At 55.2% G+C, this 22,499-nt stretch carries 22 protein-coding genes; 11 read left to right on the forward strand and 11 right to left on the reverse strand.

Annotated features, from left to right (window positions below):
- Positions 1-22 precede the first annotated feature (22 nt).
- From AV656_RS06650 to AV656_RS06660, 3 genes are all read right to left on the reverse strand, one after another.
- Entirely contained in the window at positions 23-469 is a 447-nt protein-coding gene (locus tag AV656_RS06650; protein ID WP_063180087.1) for a threonine/serine exporter family protein, read from the reverse strand.
- Complete coding sequence (locus AV656_RS06655) at positions 466-1,227, reverse strand: threonine/serine exporter family protein (RefSeq protein WP_063180088.1); 762 nt, start codon at positions 1,225-1,227, stop codon at positions 466-468. The genes AV656_RS06650 and AV656_RS06655 overlap by 4 nt, the downstream gene beginning before the upstream one ends.
- A gap of 72 nt (positions 1,228-1,299) precedes the next feature.
- Positions 1,300-3,438, reverse strand: coding sequence for a beta-propeller domain-containing protein (locus AV656_RS06660; RefSeq protein WP_063180089.1), 2,139 nt, complete (start codon positions 3,436-3,438; stop codon positions 1,300-1,302).
- 169 nt (positions 3,439-3,607) lie between these two features.
- Here AV656_RS06660 and AV656_RS06665 point away from each other — a divergent pair, with 169 nt between their 5' ends.
- Complete coding sequence (locus tag AV656_RS06665; RefSeq protein ID WP_063180090.1) at positions 3,608-4,921, forward strand: short-chain fatty acid transporter; 1,314 nt, start codon at positions 3,608-3,610, stop codon at positions 4,919-4,921.
- A gap of 169 nt (positions 4,922-5,090) precedes the next feature.
- Here AV656_RS06665 and AV656_RS06670 read toward each other — a convergent pair whose 3' ends face one another.
- The 4 genes from AV656_RS06670 to AV656_RS06690 form a co-directional block, all read right to left on the reverse strand.
- Entirely contained in the window at positions 5,091-6,284 is a 1,194-nt protein-coding gene (locus AV656_RS06670; RefSeq protein ID WP_063180091.1) for an acyl-CoA dehydrogenase family protein, read from the reverse strand.
- A gap of 25 nt (positions 6,285-6,309) precedes the next feature.
- On the reverse strand, positions 6,310-7,476 hold the full coding sequence (locus tag AV656_RS06675; RefSeq protein ID WP_063180092.1) for a saccharopine dehydrogenase family protein: 1,167 nt from the start codon (positions 7,474-7,476) through the stop codon (positions 6,310-6,312).
- A gap of 21 nt (positions 7,477-7,497) precedes the next feature.
- Positions 7,498-8,976: an aldehyde dehydrogenase family protein gene (locus AV656_RS06680; RefSeq protein WP_063180094.1), complete on the reverse strand. Its 1,479-nt coding sequence runs from the start codon at positions 8,974-8,976 to the stop codon at positions 7,498-7,500.
- A gap of 175 nt (positions 8,977-9,151) precedes the next feature.
- Positions 9,152-10,660 (reverse strand): DHA2 family efflux MFS transporter permease subunit, encoded by a 1,509-nt coding sequence (locus AV656_RS06690; RefSeq protein ID WP_082818688.1) that lies wholly within the window; start codon positions 10,658-10,660, stop codon positions 9,152-9,154.
- A 251-nt stretch (positions 10,661-10,911) separates the two neighbouring features.
- On the opposite strand from AV656_RS06690, the gene AV656_RS06695 reads away from it, so the two are divergent.
- Together AV656_RS06695 and AV656_RS06700 are read left to right on the forward strand one after the other, a co-directional pair.
- Positions 10,912-11,787: a TetR/AcrR family transcriptional regulator gene (locus AV656_RS06695; protein ID WP_063180100.1), complete on the forward strand. Its 876-nt coding sequence runs from the start codon at positions 10,912-10,914 to the stop codon at positions 11,785-11,787.
- 63 nt (positions 11,788-11,850) lie between these two features.
- Positions 11,851-12,642: a TIGR00266 family protein gene (locus tag AV656_RS06700; protein ID WP_063180102.1), complete on the forward strand. Its 792-nt coding sequence runs from the start codon at positions 11,851-11,853 to the stop codon at positions 12,640-12,642.
- Positions 12,643-12,711: 69 nt separating this feature from the next.
- On the opposite strand, the gene AV656_RS06705 is transcribed toward AV656_RS06700, so the two are convergent.
- Together AV656_RS06705 and AV656_RS16315 are read right to left on the reverse strand one after the other, a co-directional pair.
- A complete protein-coding gene (locus AV656_RS06705; protein ID WP_156484808.1) occupies positions 12,712-12,969 on the reverse strand; it encodes an AbrB/MazE/SpoVT family DNA-binding domain-containing protein in 258 nt (85 codons plus the stop codon).
- Between the two features lie 184 nt (positions 12,970-13,153).
- The gene (locus AV656_RS16315; protein ID WP_197462215.1) at positions 13,154-14,278 is read right to left on the reverse strand and encodes an SEC-C domain-containing protein; all 1,125 of its coding nucleotides are present in this window, start codon (positions 14,276-14,278) and stop codon (positions 13,154-13,156) included.
- Positions 14,279-14,429: 151 nt separating this feature from the next.
- On the opposite strand from AV656_RS16315, the gene AV656_RS16485 reads away from it, so the two are divergent.
- The 3 genes from AV656_RS16485 (at position 14,430) to AV656_RS06725 (ending at position 17,030) form a co-directional block, all read left to right on the forward strand.
- Positions 14,430-14,816 carry a UPF0158 family protein gene (locus AV656_RS16485; protein WP_063180108.1) on the forward strand — a complete coding sequence of 129 codons (387 nt, stop codon included), beginning with the start codon at positions 14,430-14,432 and terminating at the stop codon, positions 14,814-14,816.
- A 30-nt stretch (positions 14,817-14,846) separates the two neighbouring features.
- Positions 14,847-15,743 (forward strand): SDR family oxidoreductase, encoded by an 897-nt coding sequence (locus AV656_RS06720; RefSeq protein ID WP_063180110.1) that lies wholly within the window; start codon positions 14,847-14,849, stop codon positions 15,741-15,743.
- A gap of 105 nt (positions 15,744-15,848) precedes the next feature.
- The gene (locus AV656_RS06725) at positions 15,849-17,030 is read left to right on the forward strand and encodes a M20 metallopeptidase family protein (protein ID WP_063180113.1); all 1,182 of its coding nucleotides are present in this window, start codon (positions 15,849-15,851) and stop codon (positions 17,028-17,030) included.
- Between the two features lie 83 nt (positions 17,031-17,113).
- Here AV656_RS06725 and AV656_RS06730 read toward each other — a convergent pair whose 3' ends face one another.
- Positions 17,114-18,226, reverse strand: coding sequence for a mandelate racemase/muconate lactonizing enzyme family protein (locus AV656_RS06730; RefSeq protein WP_063180115.1), 1,113 nt, complete (start codon positions 18,224-18,226; stop codon positions 17,114-17,116).
- A gap of 429 nt (positions 18,227-18,655) precedes the next feature.
- Between AV656_RS06730 and AV656_RS16590 the strand changes: the two genes are divergently transcribed.
- From AV656_RS16590 to AV656_RS06755, 5 genes are all read left to right on the forward strand, one after another.
- Positions 18,656-18,892 (forward strand): hypothetical protein, encoded by a 237-nt coding sequence (locus AV656_RS16590; RefSeq protein ID WP_231877244.1) that lies wholly within the window; start codon positions 18,656-18,658, stop codon positions 18,890-18,892.
- A gap of 110 nt (positions 18,893-19,002) precedes the next feature.
- A complete protein-coding gene (locus AV656_RS16595; RefSeq protein WP_063180119.1) occupies positions 19,003-19,362 on the forward strand; it encodes a hypothetical protein in 360 nt (119 codons plus the stop codon).
- A gap of 161 nt (positions 19,363-19,523) precedes the next feature.
- Positions 19,524-20,735: a DUF819 domain-containing protein gene (locus tag AV656_RS06745; RefSeq protein WP_063180121.1), complete on the forward strand. Its 1,212-nt coding sequence runs from the start codon at positions 19,524-19,526 to the stop codon at positions 20,733-20,735.
- A gap of 68 nt (positions 20,736-20,803) precedes the next feature.
- The gene (locus AV656_RS06750) at positions 20,804-21,166 is read left to right on the forward strand and encodes an SCP2 sterol-binding domain-containing protein (RefSeq protein ID WP_063180123.1); all 363 of its coding nucleotides are present in this window, start codon (positions 20,804-20,806) and stop codon (positions 21,164-21,166) included.
- Between the two features lie 41 nt (positions 21,167-21,207).
- Positions 21,208-21,870: an HAD family hydrolase gene (locus AV656_RS06755; protein WP_063180125.1), complete on the forward strand. Its 663-nt coding sequence runs from the start codon at positions 21,208-21,210 to the stop codon at positions 21,868-21,870.
- A 56-nt stretch (positions 21,871-21,926) separates the two neighbouring features.
- On the opposite strand, the gene AV656_RS06760 is transcribed toward AV656_RS06755, so the two are convergent.
- On the reverse strand, positions 21,927-22,499 hold the full coding sequence (locus tag AV656_RS06760; RefSeq protein ID WP_063180127.1) for a 5' nucleotidase, NT5C type: 573 nt from the start codon (positions 22,497-22,499) through the stop codon (positions 21,927-21,929).

Here is a 22,499-nt window from a genome sequence, read left to right on the forward strand (position 1 = left end):
GGTTCATAACCGGGGGGCGGTTTTACTTTGCCGCTGTCCGTTTCTTGAAAATCAGCTGGATGATGACCTCGGCGAACACCAGGCCCATTGCGATCGATCCGGAAATCATGAGCACTTCCATCGCGTAAATCGTAGCTTCATCATAGTGTTTCTCCATGACGTTGCGCATCGTATTGTATGCCTTTCCACCCGGTACGAGCGGAATGATGCCGGCAACGCTAAAGATGATCATCGGGGTCCGGTACCTCTTGGAGAACAGATGGGCGACAATCGCAACAGCAAATGCTCCCAGAAACGAAGCTTTCACCGCATCACCGTCTAGCAGCAGGTCACGTGATGCCAGATACACAAGCCAGCCGACCGCACCGACAAAGCCGCAGTGCAGCAGCCGGTTTCTCGGTGAATTGAAGATGATGCCGAACATCGTGGAGGCCAGGAAGCTGAAGAAGCCATGGATCACAAACGTCACATCCCCACCCCCTGGAACGACAGGATCAGCGCAATGCCGGAACCGATGGCAAAGGCCGTGAGAAAGGCCTCTGCCCCCTTGGATATTCCGGCCATGAAGTGGCCGGACATCAGGTCACGGATCGCATTCGTGATCAGGAGGCCTGGAACAAGCGGCATGACGGAAGCGATGATGATGATGTCCAGCTGGCTCCCGAGCCCGGCACGGACCGAAGCCAGCGAGAGCAGGCCGATTACCGCGGATCCGGTAAATTCGGAGAAGAACTTCACCCGTGTCTTCTCATGGAACTTCTCCGAGACGACAAAGCCGATGCCGCCCACGAAGAAGGCAAAGAGCATGTTCTGCCAGTCTCCGCCAAACAAGACGAGGAAGCTGGCGCTTGCAACTGCTGCTGCCAGCACCTGAAGGGGGAACGGAAACATGAAATTGCCTCGCTCAACCTTCCGCAATTCCCCGTATGCTTCCTCCAGTGTCATGTCTCCTGAGGAGAGCAGCCTGGAAATGGCGTTGACACGTGCGATTTTCTCGAGGTTGGTCGCCCGCTTCCGGATACTGGTCAGCTTCACCCTCCGCTGGCCTCCCGGAGAGAAGATGATTCCGGTCGATGTGGTGAACGAGTCGGCCCCGTCCATATCCAGAGAAGCGGCCATCCTCGTCATCGTGTCGTCAACACGATAAGTTTCAGCCCCTGCTTCCATCATCAGCCTGCCCGCAAGCAGGCAGGCATCAATCCCCATCTCTTCCCTTGCATCGTTCATGCGCTCACCGCCGTCCGTCCGTTTCGTTGAATTTCATCGTAGCGGAAACGGGGCGAAAACTCAACGAATGATTCACTCGGATGAAGTCCCGAGCGGCCGGAATCCATCAATTGAGTACGCTGCCACTTCTCCGGGCGACACGGTGTAGACCGTTGTGCCTGAGTAAACGATTCTGAGGATCCTCTTCTCGTAATCCGGATATCCTTGGGCGGCTCCTTTGTCGGAAATGAGATCCTTCAGCAGGCGGATGCCTTTATCGGGAGTGATTTCGTAAATCATTGCGCCGCTCCCGCTATAGTGGACCTCTTCGTTTTCGGAAGTCCCCTCGTAGAGATCCACCGGGAATCCGTACAGACCGAGTTCCCCGTGTTCAAAAAGTGCCTTGTGGTCGTATTGCAATTCAGAATAGGTTCCTCTTCCTCCGATCACTTCCACGGCGACTTCCTTCGGCGAGGTCATATCCGACACATCGAACAGCGAAATTTTCATTCCTGCCGTGAGCACCTGAGGCTCCGGCCCTTCCCCTTTTACAGTGACCGTTTCCTGGCCGAATCCAATCAGATGGTTATCGCCGAGCGGGTGAAGATAGTTGCTGAAGCCCGGTATTTTCAGTTCGCCAAGTACGGCCGGCGCAGCAGGGTCAGACAGGTCGATGGCAAAGAGGGGATCGGTTTCACGGAACGTGACCACATAGGCGCGGTCCCCCATAAACCTTGCGGAATAGATCCGTTCCCCCTTTGCCAGTCCCGTCACAGAACCTGTTTCATTAAGTTCAGTATCCAGCACATAAACTGCCGACTCGGATGGTTGCCGATCATCCCACATGTTTCCGTCGGTGACGGCAATGCGGAAGTGGCCGTCATGCTCATCCATCGAAAACTGGTTGAGAGGCGTACCCGGCACTTCTCCGGATGCAGCGTATGTCACGTCTGTACCGTCCAGCGCATATTTGAAGATCTTCGTGTACGATCCGCCTTTTGCTCCGTCAGGACCGTCTTCTGCAAACAGTTCTGCCTGATGCTCCGAGGAAGCAAGATACAGATTTTCCTGCGACATATACACCCCGCCGCCGCTGCCGACAAACCCTTCCGTCTTTATGGAAGCATCTGCTCCGCCTGCGAGGTCGATGGCAGAGATGATCGTGTAGGAATCACCGGCCGGTCCGGGCAGGATTGTGATCGAGTCAGTTTCCATCGGTTCTGCCCCGTCTGAGCGTGCACTGTCGTACTGATACGGCCGTACGTCCCCCTCTTTCTCCATGATCCGGTAAACCGGCGTCATCGATGAGATAAGGTAAAGAATGTTTCCGCTCATCCTGGACGAGACATGCCAGCCTTCATTTCCGGCTTCCCGGACGAGCTTGGGATCGGCAGGATTCCTGACGTCATAGAGCCGGACCCCGACTGCGCTGCTTTCCACCGGCATGATGTCAGCCGGACCGCCTTGTTTCCCTCCCGCTCCCTGATACTGATGGCCGATCACCGCCAAGATATCTCCGTACAGATACATTTCGAGCGGCGAAAACCCGTCTTCCCCTTCAAGTGTGGCGATGTGATCAGGCTTTCCGGCATTCCGGATATCGTAGATTTTCACCAGTGTGCCGTCAGATGTCACATACAGAAAATCGCCGTCTGTCTTGACGATGTCCCCTTCGTCAATTCCTGAAACCTGATTGTTGGTCACGGAGTGCCCGGCACCACCGTCTGCGCCCGCCGCGCGGTCCTCCGATGTCATGGATTTCTCTACCGCAACCTCTCCTCTGTACAGCTCATGCTCCCTTTCCTGCCGCTCGGCGATCAGCCTGAAATGCTCCTCGAGTTCCTCGAGCGAACCGACAGGCTCTATGTCTTCCCTTACCGTGAATGAAATGGTCTCTTCCCGGCCGTGTGACTGTTTTCCGAATGCTTCCTTGGAAAGGTGAAGAATATATCTTCCTGGGCCTAGCCCGTTTACTTCCAGCCGGCCGCCGGAAAGCTGCATGTCCGCTTCCGCCGGATTTCCATCTTCATCCGTGACTGTTAGTGCACCTCTATCAACCGCATCCCCGGCAAGCTTGGCATTAAATGACGCACGCCATGTCTCCCCGTTGACTACGCTTGCGTCCGCCCAAACCGCCGCCTCCTGCCGGTCCGCTGCACGGATGCCGGCAATCCCGGCAATGACGAGCAGCACGATTAGGCCGAACCATACCGCCTTCTTTTCTTTCTGCATCGGGACCCCTCCTTTTCCCATTAGTCTGAAAACAGGTCTGAATGGTTACATCTGCTCTCATGCAAAGAGTTGGTATCACATACTATAAAAAATAGTCTGGAAATTAGGGTCATCTTCGTCTACATTGGAATGGGGGATGTTCTACAACATTCGACAAGGGGGAAAAACTTTGAAAACACTAACGAGATTCTCGAACACGCTGATGGAGCGCTTCCTGCCGGATCCGTATATCTTTGTTGCGGTCCTGACACTGGTCGTGTTTCTTCTCGGACTCGGACTGACGGATACCGGTCCGATCGAGATGGTGGACCACTGGGGCAACGGTTTTTGGGGACTGCTGGCCTTCACCATGCAGATGGTGATCGTCCTGGTCGCCGGTCACGTACTGGCCAATAGTCCACTGTTCAAGCGTATCCTCAGTACGCTTGCGGGTACTGCCAAGTCGCCGGGTGCCGCCATCATCCTGGTATCGGTCGTCTCGATTATTGCCAGCTGGATCAACTGGGGCTTCGGCCTGGTCATCGGCGCCTTGTTCGCAAAGGAAATCGCGAAGAAAGTGACGAACGTCGACTACCGGCTGCTTGTCGCGAGTGCCTATGCAGGCTTCGTCGTCTGGCACGGCGGCCTTGGCGGCTCAATTCCGCTTTCGGTTGCTACACCTGATCATCCATTTGAACCGATCATGGGAGTCATACCCACGACTGACACGATTTTCACGACCTATAACCTATTCATCGTCCTCGTCCTGCTGATCACCATTCCACTCCTGAACCGCTGGATGATGCCGAAACCGGAAGATACGGTGACCGTTGATCCCGCTAGTCTGGAAGAACCGCTCGAGGTGGAAGCGCCGGACGAAAAGACTCCTGCGTCACGGATGGAGGACAGCGTGATTTTGTCGATGCTGATCGGCGCGCTCGGACTTATTTATCTGCTCCATCATTTTGTACGAAACGGATTCGACCTGAACCTGAACATCGTCAACCTCATTTTCCTGATTCTCGGCATCATCCTTCACGGGACACCGCGCCGATTCCTCGCCGCGGTCGCGAATGCCGTCAAGACCGCAGGCGGAATCATCATCCAGTTTCCGTTCTATGCGGGAATTATGGGAATGATGACGGACTCCGGCCTTGCCGGCGTCATCTCGGATGCCTTCGTCTCCATTTCCAATGAACACACTTTCCATCTCTTCACGTTTTATGCTGCCGGCATTGTCAACTTTTTCGTACCATCCGGCGGCGGACAATGGGCTGTGCAGGCGCCGATCATGCTGGATGCCGCGCAGACGCTTGGCGCAGATTACGCCAAGACGGCCATGAGTATTGCCTGGGGGGATGCCTGGACGAACCTGATCCAGCCGTTCTGGGCACTTCCGGCACTTGCCATTGCCGGCCTGAAGGCCAAGGACATCATGGGGTACTGTGTGTTTGTCCTTATCCTGTCCGGAATTGTCATCTCCATCGGGCTTTATTTCTTCTAACGTGATGCACTTTTATGACGCCTGCCGGCCAGTCCGGAAAGGCGTCATTTATGTTTCCGTCACCCCTTGCTCCCGCGAAGTGTGCACGCTAAGCCGGACACACTTAATGCTACATACTTCAATGTCGCACACAAAGAAGCCCCGCCGTCTCCGGCGGGGCTCTCTCCTGTTATTCTCCCGGCTCCCAAGCGGGCAGCATCTTGTTGAGCGGTTTGTCCTGGCGGTAGCCGAGCACGTAATCCGCCTGCATGATCGTGTGGATTTCTCGGGTGCCCTCGTAGATGACAGGTGCCTTGGAGTTCCGGAGGTACCGGGCGACCGGGTAGTCGTCCGAATAGCCGTAGGCGCCATGGATCTGGAAGGCGTCGTCCGCGGCTTTGTTTGCCAGGTCACATGCCTGCCACTTGGCAAGCGAGGTTTCTCTTGTGTTCCGCACGCCGCGGTTTTTCAGCTCTCCTGCCCGGTACACAAGAAGCCTGCTCATCTGGTAGCCTGCCTCCATGTTGGCAATCATCTGCTGGACCAGCTGATGCTTTCCGATCGGCTTGCCGAAGGTTTCCCGTTCATGGCAATACTTCACGCTCGCCTCGAGACAGGCTTTTATTAGTCCCACAGCACCCGCCGCGACGGTAAAGCGCCCATTGTCGAGTGAAGCCATGGCGATCTTGAAACCTTCTCCCTCTTCACCGAGCCGGTTCTCCGCCGGCACACGGACATTCTCGAAAAACAGTTCACCCGTGTTCCCCGCACGGATGCCGTATTTGTTCTTGATCGCCTTTGAAGAAAATCCGGGCATCGTCCGCTCGACAATGAAGGCGGTAATGCCATGGTGCTTTTTCGCCTTGTCAGTATAGGCAAAGACGAGGAAATTGTCCGCCTGGTCGCATAAGGAGATCCACGTCTTTTGCCCATTCAGCACATAGTGGTCACCGTCCCGAACGGCCGTCGACGACATGGCCGCGACATCCGATCCGGCACCGGGCTCGGTCAGGCCGAATGCGCCGATCTTCTCCCCCTTTGCCTGGGGGACGAGATATTTCTGCTTCTGCTCCTCGGTGCCCCACTGCAGAAGTGACATCGAGTTCAGCCCGGTATGGACGGACACGGCGGTGCGGAATGCGGTATCTCCGCGCTCCAGCTCCTCGCACAGAATAGCAAGGGCATTGTAGTCCATCCCGCTGCCCCCGTAATTTTCCGGGATGCAGACACCCATGAATCCGAGTTCCGCCAGCCGTTTCCAGATTGCCGGGTCGAACCCGCCTTCCGAATCCCACCTGGCGATGTTCGGCATGATTTCATCATCCGTGAACTTCCTTGCGGTCTTCCGGAGCAGATCCTGCTCATCCGTGAACCGGAAATCCATGATCCTCTCTCCTTCCCGTCCCGGTTTAAACCGTTGCCGCCGTCTCGGACGACGTCTCGATAATGTTTACACCGCGCTTTTTCATTTCGGAAATATAAGCATCACCCGGCACAATCTTCTCCGGCGGATGGACCCCCCGCTTTGTGATTGTCCCGTTGCCGATCATCTGGGCGACGACGGAAATCGTATTGGCGGTTGCACGGGCCATTGCTGTGACGTTCGTGTCCGGATCCTTCTCGGTGATCATATCGTATTCGTAATATGCCTGTTCCCCGTCTTTTGTCCCTTTCACAATGACCCGGAGGAGAACGGCATCTTTCTTGTCACCCAGCCTGAGTCCCGGCGTCAGATGCTCCCTCATCACATCACGGACTTTTACAGCATGGCCGCCGACTGTCACTTCGGCGTCACGGGACAGCAGCCCGAGGTCAACGAGAAGCTGAAATTTTTCGGCATGTCCCTTATACCGGATTGTCTTGTATTCCAGCGTGTCCAGATCCGGGAATGATTTGGACAATGTCGATGTGCCGCCGGACGTATGGAATGCCTCTAGCTCACCGTAGCCGTCAAAGCGGATCGTTTCAATCTCGCTCAGGGATGGCACTTCTTTTAGCTTGCCTTTGCGGATGACGAGCGATGGATCCGTGTAATGGTCGAATACGCCTTCCAGCGAAAAGACAAGATTGTAATTCAGCGGCGGTTCCGGTTTGACCGGGATCCCGCCGACATACAGACGAATCGACTCTGCCCTGTCCAACTTGCCCGCTCCGTAGCCGGACAGGATATTGATCATGCCCGGTGCTACGCCGAGGTCGGGGATGAGCGTGACGCCTTTCTTTTCCGCCGCTTCTGAAAGCCCGAGGACTGCATCAGTTGCGCCGCCGATGTGGCCTCCGAGGTCGACGCTGTGTACTCCGGCCTCAACCGCGGTGCGGGCGACCTTTTCGTTGAACGTGTAAAACAGCGCATTGATGACAACATCGCCGAGAGACATGACTTCCTTCAGCCGGACATCATCAGTCGCATCCAATCTGAGGATATCAAGCTTGTCCGACATCAGATTTGAAGCAAAATCTTCTGCCTGCCGAACGTCCAGATCGGCCAGCCAGACCTTTTCCACACCGTCGCTTTTCACCAGGTCCCTTGCCGCTTCTTTTCCCATCAGACCTGCTCCCAGGACAACTACTTTCATGCCGATCTCCCCTTTCGCTGTTTACTCTGTGTCGATCTGTGCCCGCTGCAGCTTGCCGCTGTAATCCACGTAAATACTCTTCCATTCGGTGAAGACGTCGAGCGCTGCGACACCCGAGTCGCGGTGGCCGTTGCCGGTGCCTTTTGTCCCGCCGAACGGCAGATGGATTTCCGCCCCTGTCGTGCCCGCATTCACATAGACGATCCCTGTATCCAGATCACGCTGGGCACGGAATGCCTGGTTCACATCACGGGTGAAAATCGAGCTCGACAAACCGTAGGTGACACTGTTATTTACCTCGATTGCTTCATCCAGGCTGTCCACTTCAATAAGTGAGATGACCGGGCCGAAGATTTCCTCCTGGGCGATCCGGCTGTCCCATTTCACATCCGTGAAGAGCGTCGGCTCATAATAGTAGCCGCCTTTCAGGCTGCCGTCTTCGAGGATTCTGCCGCCGGCCAGAAGCTTTGCACCTTCTTTTTTACCGATTTCCACATAGCTGTGAATCTTCTCGAGTGCGGGGGCATTAATGACCGGGCCGATCTTTACCGACTCATCCAGCCCGTCGCCGATGGTAAGGCCTTCCATCTGTTTCAGAAGGCGCTGTTCCAGCTCCTCCTTCACATCCCGGTGCACAATGACCCGGCTGCAGGCTGTGCATCTCTGGCCGGCTGTGCCGAAAGCGCTCCAGAGGATGCCTTCCACGGCAAGATCAAGATCCGCGTCATCCATGACGATGACAGCGTTTTTCCCGCCCATCTCGAGCGACACTTTCTTCAGATGACGGCCTCCGAGTTCCGCAACACTTCGGCCGGTTTCCGTCGATCCCGTAAACGAGATGACGCGGATATCCGGATGCTCGATCATCGCCGTACCGACTTCGCCGCCGCTTCCGAATACGACGTTCGCAACGCCCGCCGGAAGTCCGACTTCATCGAAAATCCTGGCCATTTCGTAGGCCATCATCGGTGTCTCGGTTGCCGGCTTCCAGATGAATGTGTTGCCCGCGACAATTGCCGGGAACGACTTCCATGTCGCGATGGCGACCGGGAAGTTCCAGGGCGTGATCAGTCCGACGACACCAATCGGGGCCCGCACGCTCATCGCAAACTTGTCCTGAAGTTCGGACGGGACGGTCTCCCCGAACAGGCGTCGGCCCTCTCCGGCCATGTAAAACGCCATATCGATTCCTTCCTGAACCTCGCCGCGCCCCTCTTCGATCACTTTGCCCATCTCTTTTGTGAGGACCTGCGCAAGATGTTCTTTCCGCTCTTTCATGAGCCTGCCGATCTCATATAGATAATCCGCCCGTTTCGGCGCGGGGACGAGTGCCCACTCCTTTTGTGCCCGCTTTGCGGCCTTTACCGCCTCATCCACATCTTGCTTGCCTGAAAGCTTTACCTCACACAGCGTCTCCCCGTTTGCAGGGTTCACGACGGCAGCGTAATCGGCCCCGCCGCCTTCCTGCCAGGATCCATTGATGTAATTATTCAGCTTCATGCCCAATTCCCCTTTCCATGAACTTTATTGAAACCGCTTTCATTGTCCCATTTCGACAAATCCGGCCGGATTCCTTCCCAATTTTTTGAACTCTTCTTCCAAGCCGTTGCATTTTTTCCTGCCTGTCCATGAAAAACAAAAAACCCGCAGGCAATTGCCTGCGGATTCATCTTATTCATTCGGGCTGGGGAGTATGTTCCGGCTTTCCGGCTTTGATCGGATTTCCGCCTGCCGCCTTCATGGCTTCCTTCTTTTCCTTGGGCGGGATGACCCGCTTGACGAAGAACGTCAGGATGAGAGCGATGACAACAATGATGGTACAAACGAAATAAGAGAAGTTAACACCGTGAAGAAGCGCTTCCTGGGTGACCTGTGCCTTCATGGCTGCAACTTCAGCAGGTGACATGCTGCCTGCCGCCTGCTTCATGGCATCCTCGGCAAGCGCTGCAGCTTCTGATTCCGTCCGCTTGTTCATGAGCGTCATCAGGAACGCCGAACCGATGGCACCCGACACTTGCTGAAGCGTATTGTTCATGGCCGTTCCGTGCGGATTCATCTGCATCGGCAATTGGTTCAGGCCGTTTGTCATGATCGGCATGTTGACCATCGACATCCCGAACATCCTGATCGTGTAGACCGTCATAATGTAAAAGTAGCCGGAATCAAGCTCCAGCTGGCTCAGCATGAACGTAGTGACTGTCGTGATCAGGAGACCTGAGATGGCCAGGAGCCTCGGGCCGTATTTATCGAACAGTCGGCCCGTGATCGGGGACATGATTCCCATGACGACAGCACCCGGCAGCATCAGAAGCCCTGAATGGAACGGCGAGATGCCACGCACATTCTGCACATAAATAGGTGTCAGGAGCATACCGGAAAACATCGCGATGGACAGTACGACGGCGATGGCGGATGACAGCGCGAACATCGGGTGCTTGTAGATCCTGAATTCCAGCATCGGGACCGGCATGCTCAGCTGCCGCCGGATAAATGCCGTCAGGGAGACGGCACCTACGATGATGGTCAGATATACTTGCGGATCAGTCCATCCCTTGTCTCCGGCCATGCTGAAGCCGTACAGCAAGCCGCCAAAGCCGAAGCTCGACAGGATGAGCGACAGAATATCCAGGCGGACATCGCGGGTCTCCATGATGTTGCGGAGCTTAAAGACAGCAACCAGTATGACCATCACGGCGAACGGAAGGACCATCCAGAACAGGATGCGCCACGAATAATGCTCGACAATCCAGCCGGACAGGGTCGGGCCGATTGCCGGGGCGGTGATCATCACCAGTCCCAAGTACCCCATTGCGGTACCACGCTTTTCAACCGGAAAAGCGACAAGCATGACGTTCATCAGGAGCGGCATCATCATTGCGGAACCGGCGGCCTGGATCATCCGTGCGGCGACAAGAATGAGGAAACTCGGAGCCAGCGCGGCTGTAAGTGTCCCGATTGTAAAGAGCGTCATCGCTGTGAGGAACAGGCTCCGGTTTGTAAACCGCTGGATAAAGAAAGCACTCGCGGGGATGAGAATCCCGCTTACAAGCATATAGCCGGTCGTGAGCCACTGCACCTGGGCTGGATTCACCTGGAATTCCACCATGATGACCGGAAGCGCGACGTTCAGCAGAGTATTGTTCAGAAACGCAACAAACGCCCCGAAAAAGAGGACGGCAATCATCGCATACGGGGGTTTGGCGTGGAGTTGTTGCTCATTCAATGGTTATTCCTCCGTTCAGGGCGATCCAATTATTCCGTGCTTCGAATAAAATCGCATGCAAACTATTTTATACCGGTAGTCCAACCTTTTCAACAAAAAAATCTCAGTCAGTTATAATAAATTGAGAAACCTTGCGGTGTCAACTATAATGAGACCTATACCACCGGTATAAAAACGTTTACAACCGATAACAAACAGAAAGGTGAATATTTTTGAACGAACGGAAACAGCACGTCCTGAATGCTGCCAAGCGGCTGTTCCTTGAAAACGGCTTCGCCAATACTTCCATACAAAACATCCTGGATGAAGCCGGAATCTCGAAAGGAACGTTTTATAACTACTTCAATTCCAAAAACGAGTGCCTGATTTCCATCATCGAAGAATCGGTGGAAATTGCGGCCGTACGACGCGACGAAATCGCCGCAGACGGGCAGGACGGTCCGGAACTGCTGGTCGAACAGATTCTGGTCCGCCTTCAGATGAACCGTGAACAAAAGCTGATCCGCCTATACGAGGCCATCCTTCACTCCGGAGATCATGAGCTCAGAGACTATATGAAGTCGGTCCATCTGTCCGAACTGGCCTGGCTGGAACAGCGCCTTTCAGAAGTGTACGGGGAACAGATACGTCCCTATGCGGCTGACGCAGCGCTCATGCAGTTCGGTATGCTCGGCCAATACCTGCAGTTTGCACCGGATATCACTTCCTCAGAGGAACTCTCCAAACGGATCCGATTCGTCATCAGAAGAACCGAAGCTCTGCTCCGGGATATGACAGAGAATGATGAACATCTGCTCGAAGCCGGAAAGTTCGACATCAGAGCCGATTCTCCCCCACTTCCCTCGCCCGTCCGGGTCGCAGAGGAGATATTGCGGCTTGCAGACACACTGCCGCCCGAAAGCAGGGATTCCGGGCTTGAATTCGCCGGCTTCCTCTCCGCAGAGCTGGAGGAGGAAAAACCGCGCTCCGGCCTTCTGAAAACCGTTGCTGTTCCATTCCGCAAACTGTTTGACGGACGGCCAAATGAACCGGAAGCCCGGACCGTCATGTCCGCACTCTGGCGGATTCTTAAATCCTCCGATTTATGAGTGAAACCAATCACTGCCCTCTGCCGTATTCTTTACTATCAAACCGGAAGCGGGGATGAAGAGATGAACAATCATGAAATCGATTATGTGCTGCACGGGGATGACATGCAGTTTGTTGAAGTCGAATTGGATCCTTCCGAGACGGTCATCGCAGAAGCGGGAAGCCTGATGATGATGGAAGACGGCATTGATATGGAGACAATCTTCGGAGACGGCTCGGGTGGTGGCGGCGGGCTGTTCGGCAAAATCAAAGGTGCCGGCAAACGCCTGCTTACCGGCGAGAGCCTGTTCATGACGACTTTCACGAATACCGGCGCAGGCAAGAAGCATGTTTCATTCGCCTCCCCTTATCCCGGGAAAATCATCCCGATTGACCTCAGCGAGGAAGGCGGACAGATCATCTGCCAGAAAGACGCCTTTCTTGCAGCCGCCAAAGGCGTCTCCGTTGGGATTGAATTTCAGCGCCGGCTCGGCACCGGGTTCTTCGGCGGCGAAGGCTTCATCATGCAAAAGCTTGAAGGTGATGGCATGGCGTTCATCCATGCCGGCGGCACCATCCATGAAAAAACACTTGGGCCCGGAGAAGTCCTCAGGGTCGACACCGGCTGTCTCGTGGCGATGACAAAAGGCGTCGACTACAACATCGAGACCGTAAAGGGCGTCAAGACAGCCCTGTTCGGCGGAGAGGGACTGTTTTTCGCGACACTCCGGGGACCGGGCAAAGTCTGGGTCCAGTCCCTTCCATTCTCGCGCCTTGCAAGCCGGGTGTTTGCGGCAGCTCCGTACACACCTGGCCAGTCAAAAGGCGAAGGCAGTGTCGCAGGCGGACTGTTCGACCTTCTCGGCGGTAAATAATCACGCCTCAACTCATACTAAACCGGCCTCCCCTGATGCGGGGAGGCCGGTTTTTTAAAGAGTCTCTATTTACGGGTCCTGACGTTTCCTCATGTTACGGAAAGACTCCTCGTAGTTGTCCATAAGGAGCCGGTATCCGTCATTTCCGTCCGCCGGCCCCGAAGTCTCCTCATGTTTGTCGAGAGCTACCCGTCCGTCATTTCCAATTTGAAAACGAACTTCGTCACCCGGGCCGAGATCGAGGTGATCCATGACTTTTGAGGGCAGCGTCACTCCATGGCTGTTCCCAATCTTCGTAACTTTCCTCCTGATGTATTCTGATGCCATCGCGTTGCCGTACACCCTTTCTTACCATTCCTTTGCAGGGGACCTCATTATAACAGACTTACCCTGATTTCAAACAAATATCCCTGACGGCATCGATGCCTGGGCCAGATATGATGGAAAAGAACACCAGCTGCTAAACTTAAAAACGGACCTGTACCTAATGACAGGTCCGTTTTTTCGCCGATTATTTCAGACGGCCGGAGAAAGCTGCTGCATATTTCTGTGCAGTGCCTTCCGATACTCCGAAGCGCTTGGCCATTTCTTTTGAGGTGAACGGTTTTCCCGGAAGAAGATTCTTTTCCTGAGCGGCCAGATAAATGCCGGCAACAATTCCTCCTGGTTTCCGGACGATGGGATTCTCCTCCCGGAAATATCGGATCATCACATTTTTCAAATTCTCTGCATTGGTCCGGTCAAGCCTGTCGGACTCCATCTCCGATATCAGCATGTCAATCGTGCCGCGTTGCCCGTCCGTCAGGTCTTCGATCTCATCGCCTTTACCGGATTGAGGTTCGTCATCTACCGGAACTTCTGTACCGGCAGCGGCTTCCCGCGCTGCCTGATCCGCCTCAGACGAATGTTCCGCCTGTTCCTCCAACATTCCGTCATCCTGCTGTTTTGCTGCCTCTTCTGCAGGGGTGTGCAGAATTGCGAAGATTTCAAGCAGGTTGGACTCGAGGAAAGCTTCATCCGCCTTATCGCCCAGAGAAGCTGCAAACTCCCGAATCCGGTCTGCGACAGCAGCATTTTCGGAAGAAATCGAATAAAGCGTAGACACCGGCTGGATGGCATCTTCACGCACACGAGGGTCCGACAGTACGGTGCCGAAGAGGAGCGTTCCTTCAGGAGCGGCGATTCGTTCGTTTTCAGTCATCGCCCACTCACCGTCCCCGAACACATCCTTCAGGATCAGGTAGCCTTCCTCCTTACCGGTCAGTTCCGCGAACATGACGAATGGCTCATTCCATGATTTCAGCACCCGCTTCACTTCATCCCGCACATTTGCGGAAGACCGTTCCAAATGCTGCTGCCACAGGTCACGGCGGATATTGAACGCGAAATGTTCGTATGCCGCACCTTCGATCGCTCCTGCCTTCATGAGCCCGCCCAGCCGGGACATCCATGTTTTCACGAGCAACGATAATTCGGCACGGTCGGGACCGGGGGCCGGCGTGCTGCCGATGTACTCTCCCATAATCCGCTTCAGTTCCTGTTCCGCAAGCAAGTGGGTGCCGCTTTCCGTACGGCCGTGGCATTTCTTATATTTCTTTCCGCTGCCGCATGGGCACGGATCGTTGCGTTTAACCAAGGTCATCATTCCTTTTCGTTCGTCTGCATATTCCATCTCCTCATTGTACCACCCTTTCCCCCTTCTTTGTACCCATACCGGCACGGCGGTTTATCCCCGTGCGGTAGCAGGGTATACGAAAATAGAAGTCAGGAAAGGAAGGGATCGGCGGATGGAGCACAATCGCATCGCATACCGCGACCTGTATGAAGCTGCCCATGATGAAAAACCTTCCTGGTATGACCGGGAAACCGGACAGGTCATCCAGCATGAGACCGATCATGATCAGCCGCGCTATATCGAGCTTCCCCGTTTTGATGACGCAGCCGAACAGCAGATGAGGGTGGCATTCACCCATACGCTGCAGGATAGACCGTCCCTGCAGGAGAAGATCGGCGAAATCTTTGCCTATAACAGGCCAACCGAAGAGTTTGAGGAGATCCTGAAAAAAGAAGAACTGCTGCATGAGTGGAAAAATCATCGGGAGATGTCCCGACAGAAACTTCTGAATGACTGGTGCAGCCGAAACGGCATCCGTTTTGACATGGACGGAATCTGAACCCTTAGATTTATCAAGGAGGCGATTTGCATGACGAACAATCAGAGCAACGGACACGAATACGAAAAAGCGGACCAGCAGGTAACCCCGCAATCACAGCAAAACCAGCCAGGCGTTGAGTCGGAGATGAAGCCGGAGCCGATCTATGACGATCCGGAGTATAAAGGATCCGGAAAGCTTGAGGGCAAGGTCGCCCTCATCACAGGGGGCGACTCCGGCATTGGCCGCGCGGTGGCAGTCGCGTATGCCAAGGAAGGCGCAGATGTCGCCATCGCATATCTGGACGGTGCCGAGAACGCGGACGCGGCACAGACCGTCCGCGATATCGAAAAATACGGCGGACGCGCGATGATGATCAAGACGGATATCCGCGACGAGGACAGCTGCCGCAGTCTCCTGAAACAGGTTGCGGACGAGCTTGGCGGATTGAACATTCTCGTCAACAACGCGGGCGTGCAGTATCCGCAAAAGGACATCGAAGCAATCACTTCCGACCAGCTGAAGAAAACCTTCGAAACAAACTTTTACGGACTGTTCTACCTGACCCGTGAGTCGATGGCTTACCTGAAGGATGGCGACTGCATCATCAACACGTCTTCGGTCACCGCCTACAACGGTTCGCCGGGACTGCTTGACTATTCCGCCACCAAAGGTGCCATTACTGCGTTTACTCGCTCGTTCGCACAGAACATCGCCCAGAAGGGCATCCGTGTCAATGCGGTGGCCCCGGGACCGATCTGGACACCGCTCATCCCGGCGACTTTCGATGCGGGGAAGGTTGAGGAGCACGGTTCCACCACTCCGATGAAGCGTCGCGGCCAGCCTGCGGAACTCGCCCCCGCCTATGTGCTGCTCGCTTCCAAGGACGGCAGCTACATGACCGGGCAGACGATCCACATCGACGGCGGCGATTTCATCACGAGCTGATAATTCTGACAGTAATCCGGAAAGCCACCATCTGCTTTCCGGATTTCGCTTTGTCTCCGCCCCTGCTTCCGGTGGTATAATCATTCCCGGAAGGAGTTGCCTGACATGAACCTAAACAAGATCGTCCAGAAAATTGAGGAATCTCTCGATGAAATGATTCAAATCCGGCGCCATCTCCACATGAACCCGGAGCTGAGTTTTGAAGAAGAGAAAACGCCCGAATACATCGCCAACTACCTGGAAGCGCACGGAATCGAGGTGCGCCGCAACGTCGGCGGACGGGGTGTCGTCGGCACGATCCGCGGCGGCAAGCCCGGCAAGACAATCGCTTTTCGCGCGGACTTTGACGCGCTCCCGATCCATGAAACAACCGATGTCCCATACAAGTCGACAGTCCCGGGTGTCATGCACGCCTGCGGCCATGACGGACATACCGCTTCCCTGCTCGTATTTGCCAAGGTGATGAATGAATTCAGGGAAGAGCTTGAAGGCAATATTGTCCTCATCCACCAACATGCCGAGGAAGTGAACCCGGGTGGCGCTCTTGGCATGATTCAGGACGGATGCCTGGATGGTGTTGACCTGGTATTCGGCGCACACCTGCAGTCTCTGATGCCAGCAGGCCATGTCTACAGCCGTGACGGCTACCTTCAGGCAGCCGAAAATACGATCCGCATCGCCGTCACCGGGAAAGGCACGCATGGTGCCGAGCCGCACAACGGACATGATCCGATCCTTGCCGCAGCCCATATCATGACCGCCCTCCAGTCAGTCGTCAGCCGAAATACGGATCCTCTGAAACAGCTGGTCATCTCGATCGGGCAGTTCCACTCCGGTTCTGCCGGGAACATCATCCCGCAGACAGCCGAGATGGAAGGGACGATGCGCGTCTTTGACGAGGACCTGCGCCGGCTGGGAGCCCAAAGAATCCGGGAGATTGCGGAATTCACCGCGAAAGCTCTCGGCTGTTCGGCAGAAGCGGACGTGGAGTTCGGCTATGATGCGGTCAAAAACCATACGGAAGGTGTTCGTCTCATCGAGCAGGCGGTTGCCAGCGTCTACGGGAGCAGTGTGTACCGGGAAATCGATCCGGTCATGCCTGCCGAAGACTTCGCCTACTACCTCCAGCATCGTCCGGGTGCCTATTTCTTCGTAGGTGCAAAGGTCGAGGACGGACGGACCGCCTACCCGCACCACCACGAGAAGTTTGACTTCCATGAACCGGCACTTGCCATGACCGCACGGACCTTCGCAGGGATTTTCGTTGAAGCGCAGAAACAGAACTGATTGCACACAAAAAGGTTGAGCCCCGTTTTACCGGAGCTCAACCTTTTCCGATGCAGACACATCTTCATCTGAGCATCTGAATTCTATTCCACTGTCTCTTTTTTGACTGTCAGCTTATCGAGCTGCGCTTCATCCACAGTGATGCCGAGGCCAGGCTTGCCGGACAGGAGGACCTGCGGCAGCTCATAGTTCAGGTCGCCGATTTCTTCGCTGAAAAGAAGCGGCCCGGTCAGTTCCGCGGACTGGATGTTTGCCCGGCTCATGACGACGTGATACCCTGCCGCCGATCCGACGGACGACTCCACCATCGATCCGACCTGGCACGGCATTCCCGCAGCCTCCGCCGCCTTGGCGATCTGAACTGCGGGATAAATCCCCCCGCACTTCATAAGTTTGATGTTCAATACATCAGCCGCCTCAAGACGTACGATCTCAAGAAACTCTTCCATGCCATGCAGGCTTTCGTCCGCCATGACCGGTACGGTCACTTTTCTCCGTACATCCGCCAGCCCACGGATGTCCCCCATTCGGATCGGCTGTTCGATCCATTTCAGGTTCTCCCCTTCAAGCTTACGGATGGCCGCGGCAGCCGTTCCCGGTGTTTTCCATCCCTGATTGACATCAACTCGGATCGGGACGTTCGGCCCCACAGCCTTCCGTACAGCTTTGATGCGGGCGACATCTTCCATCGGATCCCCTTTTCCGACTTTCAGCTTAAGCGAGGAATACCCGTCCTCCATCGCGCGGACAGCTTTCTCTGCCATGATTTCAGGATCCTCGATGCTGAGGACGCGCGGATACTCGATCCGGTCATGGGCACGCCCGCCGACCAGATTGTACACCGGCTGTCCGGCGGCCTTCCCCATCAGGTCATAACAGGCGATGTCGACTGCGGCCTTGGCGGCCGGATTCTCCGAGACTGCCGTGTTCATCTTGCCGTGAATGCGCTCGATATCAAACGGGTTCTCTCCGATGACCGCCGGGACGAGAAGGTGCTTCAATATCTCATAGGCCGACAGAAAGTATTCTCCGGTCACATGCTCGTCCGTCACCGCCTCACCGTACCCGACAAGCCCGTTGTCCGTTTCCAGTCTCAAGATAACTGCCGGCATATCCGGATACGTCGCATAGGAGACGATGAACGGCTCCCGGAGCGGAAACCGGACCGCGTGAACCGTTGCTTTGATAATTTTCATGCTGCCCCCTCCTTTATATCTTATTCAGTCTATCGGGAACGCCCATGCAAATCAATCTCAGACCGGGCCTTTAGCCGTGCCGGCCATTCGCCCGCCGCATAGCCTGTCACGAGGGAGGTGCGGTAATGAAGAAACCATCGTCCGAAGGCAGCGGCGACGGACAACAGCAGCCCTGCCCCATTTGCGGGCGGCATCACCGCAAGAAGGGCTCTAAAGCGACTGGCAAGCCTATACCTGTCGCACTCGCCGAACTGCATGAGCAGGATGCGGAACTTCTCCGAGGCAAACGGGGGCCCAGAGGCTTCACGGGCATGAGTGGGGAACCCGGACCGCCGGGACCGCAAGGCGTTCAGGGAACTGAGGGGCCGGTGGGTCCGCAGGGCATCCAGGGACCTAAGGGACCGGCGGGTCCGCAGGGTATTCAGGGACTTGAGGGACCGATGGGTCCCCCAGGCGAACTGGGTCCTCAGGGCGAACCTGGACCTGAAGGAAAACAGGGGCCAAAGGGAGAGAAAGGTGAACCTGGCCCGCAGGGGCCACAAGGTGTTCAGGGACCCAGAGGTAATTGTGGCGAAGCCGGACCGGCGGGACCGCCCGGCCCTGCCGGAGAAGCCGGTGCACAGGGACCGCAGGGAGAACCAGGCCCGGAAGGACCGCAGGGCGTAAGAGGACCTGCCGGGAAACGTGGCGAAAGAGGACCACAGGGACCAGCTGGAGGAATTGCGGAATACGCGTTTCTTTCTACTCTGTCGGGCCAGCAGGTCAGCCAGGGAACCATGGTCAAGTTTAACGGGGAATCCGTCCTCTCACCGGGCTTTTCCGTCAAAGGAAGAAAAACTTCGATTAAAGTCAGCCAAAGCGGCCTTTATGAGATCATCCTCATCCTTTCGGCCGGAGAAGCCAGCCTCTGGGCCGTCCATGTAAACGGCGAGAAGATACAGGATTCGGAGTGCCGGATTCGGACGGAACAGCAGGAAGTGTTCAGGATGGCAGTTCTGTCGCTAAAAGCAGGAGACCTCGTCACACTCAAGAACTGTGTCCCCGAAGAAGGGGAAAGAGGGCAATCAACGGCAGAGGTCACGGCGACTTTGTCTCTGAAACTGCTCTCTCCCATTCAGGCTGGAGACGGAGAATGACCGGACTGAATTTGACCGATGAGCAACCGGAAGCGTGCAAAACCCGGCACCTTTCGGTTTTTTCTTATCACCGGGACCATTGTCTCTCCTTATCGTTCCCCTGACCCCTCCCGGCCGCTTCTGTGTTCCTTTATAATAGTGGGAACAATAGGAGGTGCCGCATGGATACCACATTGATCAAACCGGAAGACACATGGCTGCTCTGGGCGTTTCTTGCCGGCTGGGCAGCCGTGAGCATCTATCTTGAGCAAACATACAAATGGGCATCAAAAGTGACAGGAGCCATCATTGCGCTAGCCGGCGCACTCATCCTTTCCAACCTGAAGATTATTCCGACCGATGCCCCTGCTTACGACGCCGTGTGGACCTACGTCATTCCGCTCGCCATCCCCCTTCTTCTCTACCAGGCAAACCTGAAACGGGTCTGGAACGAAAGTGGACGGCTGCTGATCTTGTTCCTCATCAGTTCGGTCGGAACGGTGGCAGGCGCTTACATCGCCTTTTTTGCATTAAGCGAGTTTATCCCTGAACTGGCCCTGATCGCTGCGGTCATGACCGGATCCTATATCGGCGGCAGCGTGAACCTGGCCGCACTTTCAGCGAAGTTTAATGTGAGCGAGGGAATGCTGTCTTCGACTATTGTCGCGGACAACCTCATGATGGCGCTTTACTTTTTCGTCCTGATTGCCATTCCCGCGGTGGGCTTTTTCCGGCGGAATTTCCCTACTCCTCATATAGACCGGGTCGAACAGTCCGCCGCTGACGAAGACGGAACACTGGCCGCTTCCTACTGGCAGCGCAAGGAAATTTCCCTGAAAGATATTGCCCTCTCTGCCGGCAGCGCATTCGTCATCGTTGCGGTCTCATTCAAGATCGCTGAAATTTTCGGCTCAATCATTCCCGATGAAGGAGCCGGCTGGCTGCTTCTCGGAGGTCTGCTCGGAGACAAGTACCTGATGCTGACGACGATCACCGTTGCTGCGGTCACCCTTATGCCCAAATTCTTTGACAGTCTGAACGGTGCCCAGGAAATCGGGACATACCTGATTTACATCTTCTTTGTCGTCATCGGTGTTCCGGCTTCCCTGCCGCTCCTTATTCAGAACGCACCGCTTCTGCTTGTCTTCGTCTTCCTGATGGTGCTGGCCAACATGGTGGTCACGTTCGGCGTGGGCAGGCTGTTCAAGTTCAGCCTGGAAGAAATGATCGTCGCCAGCAACGCCAACATCGGCGGACCGACCACGGCTGCTGCCATGGCAATTGCCAAGGGCTGGAAAGACCTGATCGTTCCCGTCATGCTCGTCGGCACGATGGGATATATTATCGGGAACTACATCGGTACAATCGTCGGAAACACACTGAGCGGCTTCTGAGGGATTGCCAAGATGGTCCGGATTTCCTAAGATGGAAGAGTACCTACTACTAAGATGGGGGCATGAACATGGGCAATCCGCTAAATGCCCTCTCGCTTGACGAGATCTGGGCCAAGATCGGACAGGAACTGGAGGCCAAACCTGAGCCTATTCAGGACGAACATATCCGGTATGAGTTCATCATTGATGAAAAAGGCGAAGTCACCCGTTGGCAGCTGTTGCTCGACAAAGGCCGGGCGGAGATTTTTCCGGGAATCGCAGGGGAGCCGGCCTGCACCCTTGAACTGAGCGGCAAGCACTTCCGAAAGCTGCTGACAGGCGACCTGAACAGCATGGCCGCGTTCATGACCGGCAAGCTGAAGGTCTTCGGCAATGTCGGCTTCGCGCTGAAGCTCGAGAATTTGCTCAAAGAATATCAGTTCACCGGATAAGCGGGTCTCGCCCGCCGGAAAAGGAAAGGACGGTCCGAACCATGCGCGTCGCAATCTTCGACTTTGACGGGACACTTTATCAGAACGAGACATTTGACTTTATGATGACCCATCTCAAGCAGCATCCCGAATACGGAAGGCTCTACGGCAAGTTTTTCAGGCGCATCCTCCCGGTGTATACAGGCTACAAGATGAAGCTCGTTGCCTCTCCCGTGATGAGGGAAAAGTCGATGCAGGCTTACCTCGCCCCCTTCTCGGGCATTTCCGAAGAAAAGCTGACCCGCTACTTTGGCGAGATGGCAGCAGCGATGCGGAGCGGATTCAATCCGGATGTTGTCCGACGGGTTCGTGAACACGCAAAATCCGGTGACCGGGTCATGCTCGTATCCGGTGCCTTCACTCCGCTCCTGCTTGAGGCCGTGAAGGATCTTCCGTTTGATGACGTCATCGGCACCGACATCCCTTATTCCGGAGATACATATGACGGACGGACGGCCATCTACCATATCCGGAGTGAACGGAAAAACGAGCGCATCCTGGCCGCTCTCGGTGACTCAACGGTTGCCTGGGAAGAAAGCTCTGCATTTGGCGACACGCTGTCCGACATGACTGTTCTTGAACTTGTAGGAAAACCGGTCGCTGTCCGGCCAGAAGAAGGCCTCCGCAACATCGCAGCCGAAAGGGACTGGGAGATTATCAGTTGAGTTCGGACAACGGAAAAAGGCACCCCTGCAGATTGCGGGCGGTGCCTTTTCTATCGCTAATTATTTTCTTCATCCATCAAATCGAACAGTTTGGACCAGTCGTTGATCCGCGGGATGTCCAAATGACGGTTGTAGGACTGGTTTCTTGCGAACACTTTTAAAGGACGGTCCCTCAACGTTTCCAGTACCGCAGGCTTGTCATCGAAATAATAGTCAAGCTCCAGGTCTTTGATGATATGAACTTTATCCTCATCATTCATGCCGTAAAAGAACCTGTCTTTCGAGACCGGAAAACCGTTCTGGATCATCCATTCCATCGTTCGCTCGCCGTGTTCCTTTGGCCTGGCCGTTATATAGTAGATTTCATGCCCTTCTCGTTCCAGCTTCCGGAGTGTTTCCGCAGCATCAGGATACGGAGGGCAGTTTGTATAATAGATTTCTTCCAGCAAACTGTTCCACATCTTCCCGCCTTCCTCGGCGGTCATGTCGAACAGTTCATGGATTTCCACTTTGTCCAGTTCGTGAAATTGGGAGATATCCACGTTCCGGTTTAACTTCCGATTGTAGAGATGAAAGGCATGTTCTCTTAGGTTAATCAATGTATCGTCAATATCAAAACCAAGTTTCAA

Origin of the sequence: Bhargavaea cecembensis, assembly GCF_001619585.1 — a bacterium.
Lineage (GTDB): Bacteria > Bacillota > Bacilli > Bacillales_A > Planococcaceae > Bhargavaea > Bhargavaea cecembensis_A.